13 protein-coding genes are annotated in these 11,429 nt (G+C 58.5%); 5 read left to right on the top strand and 8 right to left on the bottom strand.

What is annotated here, in order from left to right; genetic code table 11:
* Window positions 1-60 precede the first annotated feature (60 nt).
* From DY251_RS05375 to ccmA, 6 genes are all read right to left on the bottom strand, one after another.
* Window positions 61-591, bottom strand: coding sequence for a DsbE family thiol:disulfide interchange protein (locus DY251_RS05375; RefSeq protein ID WP_116623120.1), 531 nt, complete (start codon window positions 589-591; stop codon window positions 61-63).
* A gap of 38 nt (window positions 592-629) precedes the next feature.
* A complete protein-coding gene (gene ccmD, locus DY251_RS05380; protein ID WP_116622846.1) occupies window positions 630-797 on the bottom strand; it encodes a heme exporter protein CcmD in 168 nt (55 codons plus the stop codon).
* The gene (locus DY251_RS05385) at window positions 794-1,555 is read right to left on the bottom strand and encodes a heme ABC transporter permease (RefSeq protein ID WP_116622847.1); all 762 of its coding nucleotides are present in this window, start codon (window positions 1,553-1,555) and stop codon (window positions 794-796) included. The genes ccmD and DY251_RS05385 overlap by 4 nt, the downstream gene beginning before the upstream one ends.
* Before the next feature lie 54 nt (window positions 1,556-1,609).
* Window positions 1,610-2,023 carry an ACT domain-containing protein gene (locus DY251_RS05390; protein WP_116622848.1) on the bottom strand — a complete coding sequence of 138 codons (414 nt, stop codon included), beginning with the start codon at window positions 2,021-2,023 and terminating at the stop codon, window positions 1,610-1,612.
* Complete coding sequence (ccmB, locus tag DY251_RS05395) at window positions 2,008-2,673, bottom strand: heme exporter protein CcmB (protein ID WP_116622849.1); 666 nt, start codon at window positions 2,671-2,673, stop codon at window positions 2,008-2,010. The genes DY251_RS05390 and ccmB overlap by 16 nt, the downstream gene beginning before the upstream one ends.
* A gap of 127 nt (window positions 2,674-2,800) precedes the next feature.
* On the bottom strand, window positions 2,801-3,400 hold the full coding sequence (ccmA, locus tag DY251_RS05400; protein ID WP_116622850.1) for a heme ABC exporter ATP-binding protein CcmA: 600 nt from the start codon (window positions 3,398-3,400) through the stop codon (window positions 2,801-2,803).
* 288 nt (window positions 3,401-3,688) lie between these two features.
* On the opposite strand from ccmA, the gene acnA reads away from it, so the two are divergent.
* The 5 genes from acnA (at window position 3,689) to DY251_RS05425 (ending at window position 9,814) form a co-directional block, all read left to right on the top strand.
* A complete protein-coding gene (gene acnA / locus DY251_RS05405) occupies window positions 3,689-6,379 on the top strand; it encodes an aconitate hydratase AcnA (RefSeq protein WP_116623121.1) in 2,691 nt (896 codons plus the stop codon).
* Between the two features lie 175 nt (window positions 6,380-6,554).
* A complete protein-coding gene (locus DY251_RS05410) occupies window positions 6,555-7,313 on the top strand; it encodes a DUF1223 domain-containing protein (protein ID WP_116622851.1) in 759 nt (252 codons plus the stop codon).
* Between the two features lie 352 nt (window positions 7,314-7,665).
* A complete protein-coding gene (locus tag DY251_RS05415) occupies window positions 7,666-8,052 on the top strand; it encodes a DUF2794 domain-containing protein (protein WP_116622852.1) in 387 nt (128 codons plus the stop codon).
* A 4-nt stretch (window positions 8,053-8,056) separates the two neighbouring features.
* Window positions 8,057-9,331 carry a DUF445 domain-containing protein gene (locus tag DY251_RS05420; RefSeq protein ID WP_245415868.1) on the top strand — a complete coding sequence of 425 codons (1,275 nt, stop codon included), beginning with the start codon at window positions 8,057-8,059 and terminating at the stop codon, window positions 9,329-9,331.
* A gap of 48 nt (window positions 9,332-9,379) precedes the next feature.
* Window positions 9,380-9,814, top strand: coding sequence for a phasin family protein (locus DY251_RS05425; RefSeq protein ID WP_116622854.1), 435 nt, complete (start codon window positions 9,380-9,382; stop codon window positions 9,812-9,814).
* A gap of 77 nt (window positions 9,815-9,891) precedes the next feature.
* On the opposite strand, the gene DY251_RS05430 is transcribed toward DY251_RS05425, so the two are convergent.
* Window positions 9,892-10,470, bottom strand: coding sequence for a GNAT family N-acetyltransferase (locus DY251_RS05430; RefSeq protein WP_116623122.1), 579 nt, complete (start codon window positions 10,468-10,470; stop codon window positions 9,892-9,894).
* A gap of 91 nt (window positions 10,471-10,561) precedes the next feature.
* On the bottom strand, window positions 10,562-11,338 hold the full coding sequence (locus DY251_RS05435) for a Bax inhibitor-1/YccA family protein (protein ID WP_116623123.1): 777 nt from the start codon (window positions 11,336-11,338) through the stop codon (window positions 10,562-10,564).
* Window positions 11,339-11,429: the final 91 nt, after the last annotated feature.

Consider the following 11,429-nt stretch of genomic DNA (forward strand, 5'->3'; position numbering starts at 1 on the left):
CAACCCGGCAAAAGCAGTAGCGTAAGCGCGCTTAGCCGGGGTGGGATTAATTCCGGCGGGTCATCCCGCCAGCGCCTTTTCGATTTCAGGCATCAGCGTGCCGCTCACCGATTCCGGCGAAAGCGGCCCGACATGCTTGAAAAGAATGGTGCCATCCTTGCCGATGACAAACGTCTCCGGCACGCCATAGACGCCCCAATCTATCGCGGCGCGGCCTTTTTCATCTGTGCCTATTGCCGTGAACGGGTTTCCAAGTTCGCCCAGAAAGCGCCGCGCGTTTTCGGGCTGATCCTTGTAGTTCAGCCCGACAATCGCAAACCGCTTGTCCTGCGAAAGCTGGAGCAACACCGGATGCTCCTCGCGGCATGGCGCGCACCATGACGCAAACACATTGACGAGCGTAACCTTTCCGCCAAACGCGGACGTGTCGAGGCCGGGCAAGCCGACCCCTTCAAGCGGCGGCAGATTCGTTGCGGGCGCTTTTTGGCCAATCAGCGCGGATGGCACCACCGAAACGTCTTCGCCGGACATCAGTTGGCGAAAGAAAACCCCCGCCAGTGCGACAAACACCAGCAGCGGAAGCAGTACCATCAAGAGACGCGGCCCTTTGGAAGCCGGTTTTTCAATGCTCAATATGCTGCCCCGCGATCCGAACGCCTGCGCTCACCCTGTCGTTCCAATTCGGCAAGCTCCTGCTTTCGCCCGCGCTGGTCAGCCAAAACGGCAACGACAAGGCCGGCAAGCACGATAAAAGTTATGCCGTACGCAGCGGCAACATAGGCGTCATGCGCGCTCATGCACGAGCCTCCGCACGACGAGCCGCAAGCTGGCGCATCGTCCGTACGCGCCGACGCCACAGTTCCGTGCGCATCGACATGAGATGCAGCGTGAAAAACAACAGTGTGAAGCCAAGCGCCATCACCAGCAACGGCCAGAGCATACTCGGATCGATTGCCGGTCCACCCATGCGGACAACGCTGGCGGACTGATGAAGCGTATTCCACCAATCGACCGAAAATTTGATGATTGGAATGTTGATGAACCCGACCAGCGTCATGACCGCGGCGGCGCGTGCCGCGCGCGTTGGGTCTTCCATCGCCCGTGTCAGGGCAATAATGCCGAGATAAATCAGGAAAAGCACGAATACCGACGTCAGCCGCGCATCCCAGACCCACCAGGTGCCCCACATCGGCTTGCCCCAGATCGAGCCCGTGATCAGCGCAAGCGCGGTGAATACCGCGCCAATCGGCGCAGCGGACTTCAGCGCCACATCGGCCAGCGGATGCCGCCACACGAGCGTACCCAGCGCCGCCACCGACATGATCGTGTAGCACATCATGGCAAGCCACGCGAAAGGCACATGGATATACATGATGCGAACCGTGGTGCCCTGCTGATAATCTTCAGGAGCTGCAAAGCTCATATAAAGCCCAACCGCGAGCACGATCAGCGTGAGTGCTGCCAGCCACGGAACCAGCTTGTCCGCCAGCGCAATGAAGCGCGTCGGATTGGCGAGATCGGAAATTTTTCGCGCCGTGGCCACGGTTTCAGACATAGAAGCTCCATAAACGCAGCAATTGTGGCGCGCAATTGAACTTTCTGACGCGCATCATGTGGCGTGCTCGCGCGCAAGCGCCTGCAGAAGCGTGGCCGCTTCCGCCGCCCGCTCCTCCGGCACAAACAAGTGGTCGTGATAGAATGCTGAAACCGGGTTCACGCCCATCCCGGCTGTGGCGAGCTGCGCAGTGATTGCCGCCAGAAAGCCAACCGCCTCCAGCGACGAGTGAATGTTGAGAGTAATCATCCGGCAGCGGAAGCCATATTCTATGCCCGCCGCTTCCAGTTCGTGCGTTTCCGCTATGATCGTAACGCCTTCTTTCTCGCGAAAGCACATGAGCGAATTCAGACCTTGGGGAGCACTGGTCACACTCGCAAAGCCATAAACAGCGTCATGCAGCACGGGCGTCATGCCGCCGAGCAGTTTCGCTAGATTTGTTTCGCCAATAGTCAATCGCTCGCCCATCTCAATGAAAGCGCCGCTGCCACAGGCCCAACCACCGCAAGGAACAGCGTCAGCGCGGTCAGCATCAGGAAAGGCGGCAGAAACGGGTCTGGCTCCGCAACCGCGCCATAACTTGCCGAAACGCCGAAGATCAGCACCGGAATGACCAGCGGCAGAATGAGCACCGAAATCAGCACGCCACCGCGTGGCAGTGCCACGGCCACCGCCGCGCCAGCCGCTCCAATAAAAGTGATCGCGGGCGTGCCCACCAGCAGCGTCAGCGTGGTCGCGCCGATACCTTCAGGCGTCATGTTCAACAGCACGCCGAGCAACGGTGCGGCAATCACCAGCGGCAGCACACCCGTAACCCAATGCGCGAGGCACTTTGTAATCACGGCCAGCACAAGCGAGAACCGATCCGTGGATAGAATTATCAGGTCGAGCGAACCGTCTTCCCGATCTGCCTGAAACAGCCTGTCGAGGCCGAGCAGGCTCGCCAGCAGCGCGCCGATCCAGAGAATCGCCGGGCCTATTCGCGCCAGCAGATTCAGGTCCGGCCCGATCGCAAACGGAACAGTCGCGATAACTGCGAGGAAGAACAGCACGCCGGTCAGCGCCCCGCCGCCTGCCCGTACACCCAGCCGAACCTCACGCACAAACAAGGCTAGCATGGCAGGCAATTTTCCACGGAATGACGGGTCGTTAGCGGGGGTAATATCGTAAGAGAAGCGTCTTGCGCTACTGACCCCACATCCGCTTGCCGGCAGGCGGATGAGAGGCAAATTGACGAATTCGCCATTACGCCCCCATCCTCAATTCTGCGGCATCTTCCAGCCCAAGTGGGTGATGCGTTGCCGCGATAATCATGCCGCCGTCGGCAAGATGCGCCCGCATAAGCTCGGCGAACTGCGTTTCCGACGCCTTGTCCAAACCTGCTGTCGGCTCATCGAGCAGCCAGACGGGCCGATAGGAAACCAGCAGCTTGGCAATTGCCGCCCGCCGCCGCTGCCCGGTCGACAAATATCCGAACGGAAGATGTCCGATATCGCCCAGGCCCACCATCTCAAGCGATTCTGCAATCTCGAGATGCGCGTTGCCGGAGAACTCTCGCCAGAAACGCAAGTTCTCCGCCACCGTCAGCGCCGTTTTCATCGCGTTTTGATGCCCGAGATAGTGGCACGCACCGCCCACCTCATCGAACTCGGCATCGCCCTCGAATCGCACGCGGCCAGCCGCCAGCGGCAACAACCCGGCTACCGCACGGAGCAGGGTCGATTTGCCGGCTCCGTTCGGTCCGGTCACAACCAACCCGTCGCCCTCTCGCAGCGCAAACCCGATGTCCGAGAACACCAGTTCTCCGCCCCGTTCAGCGGCCAGATTCTCGGCCTCAAGCAGCATTCCCTCTCCTTCGCCGAAAGTCTGACCCGATTCGATGTGCGGCGCAGCAAAAATGGCAAAACTCTGTCTAGAACTATTCTACGAATTTCTCTATATGCGTGGGACCAACTCCAGCGGTCGGAGAAGGCAAACGAAATTTGCGCCGAACCAACGCACGCGCCGCCTTTTAACGGCTCGGGTTGCTTGGGAGCGGACAGCGGAAATGGCCGTACCCGCACCTTTGCGCGTGATTGCATGCCATCGGAGTCCGTTCCCTTTCAGGCTGAACAGACTAAGGATGTATCGCACGTGGCGAAATCACTCGACAGTTTCAATTGCAAGCGCACCCTCACGGCAGGCGGTGCGGAATACACCTATTTCAACTTGATCGAGGCCGAGAAAAACGGTCTCACGGGCGTTTCCCAGCTTCCTTATTCGATGAAGGTTCTGCTTGAGAACCTGCTTCGTAACGAAGATGGCCGCTCCGTCACCAAAGAATCAATCAAGGCGGTCGCAGACTGGCTGGTAGATCGCGGAACGGCAGGCGTTGAGATCGCTTATCGCCCCGCGCGCGTTTTGATGCAGGATTTCACCGGCGTTCCCGCCGTTGTGGACCTTGCCGCGATGCGCGACGGCCTCAAGGCGCTCGGCGGAGATCCGGAAAAGATCAACCCGCTCGTTCCAGTCGATCTGGTGATTGACCACTCGGTGATCGTGGACGAATTCGGCACTCCGATGGCTTTCGCCCGCAACGTCGAGCTTGAATATGAGCGTAATGAAGAGCGCTACAAATTCCTGAAATGGGGACAGCAGGCGTTCCGCAATTTCCGCGTTGTGCCGCCCGGCACCGGCATCTGCCATCAGGTCAATCTCGAATATCTCGCGCAGACCGTCTGGACGAATACGGAAGACGGCGAAACAATCGCCTATCCTGACACCTGCGTCGGCACCGACTCGCACACCACGATGGTCAACGGCCTCGGCGTTTTGGGTTGGGGCGTTGGCGGCATCGAGGCTGAGGCGGCGATGCTCGGCCAGCCGGTTTCCATGCTGTTGCCGGAAGTCATCGGCTTCCGCCTCACTGGCAAGGTCAAGGAAGGCATTACCGCGACCGACCTCGTGCTGACCGTAACGCAGATGCTGCGCAAGAAGGGCGTTGTCGGCAAGTTCGTCGAGTTCTTCGGCCCCGGCCTGTCCAACATGACTCTGGCCGACCGCGCCACCATCGGCAACATGGCGCCGGAATATGGCGCAACCTGCGGTTTCTTCCCCGTAGATTCCGAAACGATCCGCTATCTCAACATGTCGGGCCGCTCGGAAGCCCGCATTGCGCTAGTCGAAGCTTACAGCAAGGCGCAGGGCATGTGGCGCGAGGCAGACAGCGCCGATCCGGTGTTCACGGATACGCTTGAACTCGACCTGGGCACTGTCGTGCCATCGATGGCTGGACCGAAGCGTCCGGAAGGCCGCGTTCCGCTGGAAGGCATCGCCGATGGTTTCGCCAAGGCGCTCGAAGCCGAGTACAAGAAGACCGTTGATGTGCATAAGCGCTACGCCGTCGAGGGCGAGGACTTCGAAATCGGGCACGGCGACGTCGCCATTGCCGCAATCACTTCCTGCACCAATACCTCCAACCCATCCGTGCTGATCGGCGCCGGCCTGCTGGCGCGCAATGCGAATCGTCGCGGCCTCAAGCAGAAGCCTTGGGTCAAGACTTCGCTCGCGCCGGGCTCGCAGGTGGTTGCCGAATATCTGGCAAACTCCGGGCTCCAGAAGGAACTCGACCAGATCGGTTTCAACCTCGTTGGCTTTGGCTGCACAACCTGCATCGGGAATTCCGGTCCGCTGCCGGAAGCGATTGCCAAAACCATCAATGAAAAGGGCATCATCGCCGCGTCGGTTCTGTCGGGTAACCGCAACTTCGAAGGCCGCGTTTCACCGGATGTGCAGGCAAACTATCTCGCCTCGCCGCCGCTGGTCGTGGCGCACGCGCTGGCCGGAACCGTCACCAAGGATCTGACCACCGAGCCGATCGGTGAGGACAAGGACGGCAAGCCGGTTTATCTGCGCGAAATCTGGCCGACTTCCGCCGAGATTCAGGAGTTCATCGAGAAGAACGTCACGCGCGACCTGTTCGCCCGGAAATATTCCGATGTGTTCAAGGGCGACGAGCACTGGCAGGCGGTCAACGCGCCATCCGGCCAGACCTATGCATGGGACGACGACTCGACCTATGTGCAGAATCCGCCTTATTTCGCGGGCATGGGCCGAAAGGCCGGTCATATCAGCGACATCAAGGGCGCCCGCATCCTCGGTCTGTTCGGCGACAAGATCACCACGGATCACATTTCGCCTGCCGGTTCCATCAAGGCGGCCTCGCCTGCCGGCAAGTACCTCACGGATCACGGCGTTGGCGTTGCGGACTTCAACCAGTACGGCACGCGTCGCGGCAATCATGAGGTGATGATGCGCGGCACCTTCGCCAATATCCGCATTCGCAACCACATGCTTGGCGAAAACGGGCGTGAAGGCGGCTACACCATTCACTATCCTTCCAAGGAAGAGCTGCCGATCTACGACGCAGCGATGGAGTATAAGAGAGAGGGCGTGCCGCTCGTCATCTTCGCCGGCGTCGAATACGGCAACGGTTCGTCGCGCGACTGGGCAGCCAAAGGCACCAGCCTGCTCGGCGTTCGCGCCGTGATCGCTCAGTCCTTCGAGCGCATCCATCGCTCCAACCTCGTTGGCATGGGCATAATTCCATTCGTGTTTGAAGAAGGCACGAACTGGAAGACGCTCAACCTCAAGGGCGATGAACTGGTGGAAATCGACGGCATTGAGAACATCAAGCCGCGCCAGATGATGACGGCGAAGATCACCTATGCCGATGGCACGGTGAAGAACGTCCCGATTCTCTGCCGCATCGATACGCTGGACGAGCTGGACTACTACAAGAACGGCGGCATCCTGCAGTACGTTCTGCGCGACCTCGCTGCGTAATTCCACGCGACATCAACACATTGGGCAGCGCAAACTTTGAAAGTTCGCGCTGCCTTTTTCATTCCGAACCGTCTGAACTTTCCTCGTCTTGAATTTTTCACCCCATCGTGACTTCGCTTTGAACAATTGCTCTGGCACATAAGCGAGCAGAGGATTTCCGACTCTGCGATACACAATGAAAATGGTTGCGTTTCTTGAACCTGTAAAAGCAGCACTCGTCGTGCTTGCGGCGTGCATGATGCTTTCGGCCCCGGCGCTGGCAGGTACGGACAAGCCGGCAGGTGTCGTGGAACTCTTCACGAGTCAGGGCTGCAATTCCTGCCCACCCGCAGACAGCTTTTTCAACGAGCTTGTCCAGAAAGGCGATGTCATCGCGCTCGCCTACCACGTGGACTATTGGGATTATCTCGGCTGGAAGGACACGCTCGCCAAGCCCGAGCACACCGAGCGCCAATATTCATATATGCGCAGCTTCGGCGACAGGTCGATCTACACGCCGCAGCTCGTCGTCAATGGGCGCAAAGATTTCATGGGCGGTGACCGCAAATCTGTCGAAGAGGGCCTTAATTCGCTGAGCAACAGCGGCGAAGGCATGGAGGTGAACCTTACCGTGTCGGAGACGAAAGACAGCATCATCATCAAAGTCGGTGCCACGACACAGCCGGCGGCTGAGGCAAATCTGATGCTGGTTTATTTCGAGCCTCCCAAAGTCATCGATATCGAAAAAGGCGAGAATGTCGGTCGCAAAGCCATTTATCTTAACGCGGTAACCGGTATCCGCGCGGCAGGCGTCTGGCACGGCAAGGCGGCGGAGTTCGAACTCCCCAAGAGCGAATTTGAAAGCAAGGGCGGCTGCGCGGCACTGCTGCAAGCCGAAACTAACGATGGAAAACTAGGCCCCATTCTGGGCGCAACGCTGGTTCGACACCCCTAGAGCGGCCAGCAAAAAACAAAAACCGGCGCAGCCTATGGGCTAGCCGGTCAAAAAATCCCGAACTTTCCGGGAGTAGCCTGATTCGATCCGGTAAGGCTCGTGGGCGGGGGGCTTGGGGTTACGAGCAAAACCGGACCGAACCGTCTCAGGCAACAGCAACACCGTCGATTTTATTTGGGGCATCAACTTGGATAAATTGCGGCAACAATGTGTTGAATGATCACCAATCATTACAAATTGTTTCAGGATGTGATCGCAAGCTCCGCGTGTGCGAGCCCGCATTTACCACTAACTCTTGCATTTCCTTAATGAAAAGGCGACCCTGCATTTACCGTTATCAAAGGGAAGCTGAATGACGGATCGCGGAACCGGTTCAAAGGGCGACGACGAGTCGGCAATACTCATCCCTTTTCCGGAATCGAAGCCGCAGACCGTGCTGCGGCAGGTTTCATTTGAGCGTCGGGAGCTTGAAACCATCCTGCGTTTATATGGACGTATGGTCGCCGCGAATGAGTGGCGCGACTATGCGATTGATCACACGACGGACCGCGCCATTTTCTCTGTTTTCCGGCGAGCGAGTGAAACGCCTTTGTTCCAGATCGTCAAAAACCCCGCGCTCGCGCGCAAGCAGGGCGCCTTTGCTGTCTTCACAGGCACGGGTCAGGTGCTCAAGCGCGGTCAGGAACTGGCGCGGGTGCTTGGCGTGTTCGACAAGAAGCTGCGCCTGATTGAAGGCTGAGCCTGTGCCTGATCCCCTGCCCGCCAGCGCGGACTCGCAGAAGATTGCTGCGCTGCGCCGGACCAAATTCGTCGCGACGTCCGCCCTTGTGCTTTGTGTGGCCGTATTCGCCGCCGCCAAGCTGATGCAGGCCAGCTATCCTTGGCTTGGCTATGTTGCCGCCTTCGCGGAAGCCGCGACCATCGGCGGCCTGGCAGATTGGTATGCCGTCGTCGCCCTGTTCAAGCGTCCACTTGGCCTGCCTATTCCTCACACCGCCATCATTCCGGAAAATCGAGAACGCATTGCCGACAATCTTGGCCGCTTCATTGAAACGAACTTTCTGTCCGAAGGACCGGTTCGCGAAAAGCTGAATGAGGTGGATTTCGCGAGCCTGGTGGCTGACTGGCTGTCAGACCCGCAACGTTCGCAAGGGTTGTCGCGGTTTGTGGCGCGGCTGGTTCCCAAAACACTGGCGGCAGTTGACCAATCGGGGCTACGCGGCTTCGTCACCCAGCGCGTGGTGGAGCAGGTAAACCGGATCGAGGTCGCGCCCCTCGCAGCCGATTTTCTCGCCGCCTTTACGGAAGATCGCAAGCACCAGAAGATATTCGACGAACTCACGCGCGCCATTGAGCGCTTCCTGAAAGACGAAACGGCACTCGAAACATTACGCGACAAAATCCGGGCCGAACTGCCGAGCGTGTTCAATCTTTTTCGCGCCGACGCCTACCTTCTCAAACGCATCGTCAATTCCGCAGGCACTCTTCTGGAGCAGGCCCGCAAAGACAAGAACCATCCTTTGCGCCACGAATTCGATGCCTTTTTCTCCCGCTTCATCAACAAGCTGCGCAATTCAAAGGACTACGCCCGCCGCGCCGAGCGCATGAAGCAGGATTTGCTCGCTCGCCCCCAGTTTCGCGAACTGGCCGACGATATGTGGGGGAGTTTCAAACACTTCATTGAGCAGGATTCGCAGGCGGAAAATTCTCTCACACGCAAACATCTCTCCGGCATGTTCGTGGAGATCGGCAGGCATCTGGCCGAAGACCCCGCCATCCGCGCCGACATGAACCGAGGCTTTGTTGTCGCGCTCGCTTCATTCGTCGAAAGCCAGAAGAGCGGCGTTTCGGCCTTCATCGCAGATCAGGTGAAACGTTGGGATCTTACCCAGCTGACCCGCGTGATTGAGATCAATATCGGTCGTGACCTGCAATATATACGCTTCAACGGCATGGCCATCGGCGGCTTGGCCGGTCTCGCGCTCTATATTTTCGAACGGACATTTCTCACGAATTGACCACGACGGACTTTGGCATATTCTCAATGAAAACAACGGGAGGATGAAATGGCGAAGCAACCTGAAATGCCCGATTTCATGGAAATGTTCTCGAACTTCGGCAAAGATCTGAAAATGCCTGCCGTCGATGTGGACGAGATTCTCGCGCACCATCGCAAGAACCTTGAAGCCTTGCAGAAAGCTGCCTCTGCCGGAGCCGCGGGCGCAAGCTCGGTCATGGCAAAGCAGCGCGAGGCACTTCAGGAGGGAATGCGCGACATAACCGAAATGGTGCACAATTTACGCACCAGCGGCGCAGCACAGGAAGCGATCACCAAACAGACGGAGTTCGCTCGCAAGTCGTTTGAGGCCGCAGTGCGTCATGCTGGCGAAGTTGGCGAGATTTTCAAAAAGTCGGGCGAGGAATCCACGGAGATCCTCCGCGACCGCATCAAAGCAGCGATGGAAGAAATCCGCGATGCTTATGAGAAGAAAAAGGGGTGAGCGGAGTAACGTCGCGCGTCCATTAGCGCCCCTCATCCGCCTGCCGGATGAGGGGTAAGCGAAGAACGCCCCGAGTTTTACCCCTTGCCGCTTGTCGCCTGATAGACCCGCTCTGGCACTGACTTCGGATCGGGCGCGCCTACATTGCCGCCGTTCATGTCGAGCTGCATGAAAACCGTGTCCAGCCAGCGTTCGTGCTTGTAGCCTGAACCTTGCAGCGCACCGCAATGGCGAAAGCCGAGCCGTTCGTGCAATATCACCGACGGGCTGTCTGGATGCCCATCACCGATCACGGCAACAAACTGGCGATAGCCATCTGCCCGACACGCTTCGATCAGCGCCAGCATGAGCGCCTTGCCTACACCCTTACCTTTCGATTCAGGCGCAATGTAAATCGAGTCTTCCACGATGAACCGATACGCTGGTCGCGCCCGAAATGGGCCTGCATAGGCATAGCCCAGCACTCGGCCATTCTCTTCGGCCACGAAGTAAGGATATGAACTCGCGCGCAGGCTTTTATAGCGCTCCGTCATCTCAGCCAGCGTTGGCGGTTCAAGTTCATAAGTCGCAGTGCCGTGCAGCACGGCATCTGCATAGATCTCCGTTATCTCTGTAAGATCGGCCTCAGTCGTGTCGCGGATCGTAATGCCCATAATGCCCCTCATCAGGATTATCCGCGGTAGCAATACGTCCAAACAAAAAGGGCGGCCAGAGAGCCGCCCTTCGATTTTCTTGTGCCAGACCTGCTTAGTTGCGGTTGCCCATGAACTGCAGCAGGAAGGTGAACAGGTTGATGAAGTCGAGGTAGAGCGTCAGCGCGCCCATAATTGCCTTGCGGCCAGCAACGAGCACGTCGTCACCCTCGAAATACATTTCCTTGATCTTCTGCGTGTCGTAGGCGGTCAGGCCCGAGAAGACCAGCACGCCGATCGCCGAAATGGCGAACTGAAGTGCAGACGACTGCAGGAAGATGTTCACCAGCATGGCAATCAGGATGCCGAATACGCCCATGATCAGGAACGAACCCATCGCGGTAAGGTCGCGACGCGTCGTGTAACCATAGAGCGAGAGCGCGCCGAAAGCGGCTGCGGTCACGAAGAAGGTCTGCGTGATCGATTGAGTCGTGAAGACCAGGAAGATCGTGGAGAGCGACGCACCCACCAGCGCGGCATAGACCCAGAAGGTCGCCTGCGCGGCTGGAACGCTCAGCCGATCAATACGGAACCCAAGGAAGAACACCAGAGCCAGCGGAGCCAGCATGAGAACCCACCTGAGCGGCGTGGTGAACACCGTCACGCCAAACTGGGTCAACATCTTGCCGTTGCCGAGTGTCGCAGCCGCCGCCGAAGGATCGTTCGTGGTAGCCATCGTGATGATGCCAAGCGCGGCGACACCGGTAATGACCATCGCCACGGCCATAAGGTTGTAAACCTTGAGCATGTAGGAGCGCAGACCCTGGTCGATTGCGGCGTCTGTACGCGCACCCGTACCCATCTGCGACTGATAATTGCGAAGTTCAGCCATATTTTCCTCTGTTGCTTCCATCCCGTCGGGTGTCAGGCAAATGCCCAGGCGCCGCTGGCGGGACTCCAGCATGCCTGACCGAAATATGATC

Source organism: Mesorhizobium denitrificans (assembly GCF_003403035.1).
In the GTDB taxonomy this organism is placed as follows: Bacteria; Pseudomonadota; Alphaproteobacteria; order Rhizobiales; family Rhizobiaceae; genus Mesorhizobium_G; species Mesorhizobium_G denitrificans.

Excerpts from the sequence above, each read along its gene's own strand:
- DY251_RS05410 (WP_116622851.1), top strand. The coding sequence starts at position 6,555 with ATGAAAATGGTTGCGTTTCTTGAACCTGTAAAAGCAGCACTCGTCGTG.
- DY251_RS05425 (WP_116622854.1), top strand. The coding sequence starts at position 9,380 with ATGGCGAAGCAACCTGAAATGCCCGATTTCATGGAAATGTTCTCGAAC.
- DY251_RS05390 (WP_116622848.1), bottom strand. The coding sequence starts at position 2,023 with ATGGGCGAGCGATTGACTATTGGCGAAACAAATCTAGCGAAACTGCTC.
- ccmB (WP_116622849.1), bottom strand. The coding sequence starts at position 2,673 with ATGCTAGCCTTGTTTGTGCGTGAGGTTCGGCTGGGTGTACGGGCAGGC.
- DY251_RS05385 (WP_116622847.1), bottom strand. The coding sequence starts at position 1,555 with ATGTCTGAAACCGTGGCCACGGCGCGAAAAATTTCCGATCTCGCCAAT.
- DY251_RS05415 (WP_116622852.1), top strand. The coding sequence starts at position 7,666 with ATGACGGATCGCGGAACCGGTTCAAAGGGCGACGACGAGTCGGCAATA.
- DY251_RS05435 (WP_116623123.1), bottom strand. The coding sequence starts at position 11,338 with ATGGCTGAACTTCGCAATTATCAGTCGCAGATGGGTACGGGTGCGCGT.
- ccmD (WP_116622846.1), bottom strand. The coding sequence starts at position 797 with ATGAGCGCGCATGACGCCTATGTTGCCGCTGCGTACGGCATAACTTTT.
- ccmA (WP_116622850.1), bottom strand. The coding sequence starts at position 3,400 with ATGCTGCTTGAGGCCGAGAATCTGGCCGCTGAACGGGGCGGAGAACTG.
- DY251_RS05375 (WP_116623120.1), bottom strand. The coding sequence starts at position 591 with ATGGTACTGCTTCCGCTGCTGGTGTTTGTCGCACTGGCGGGGGTTTTC.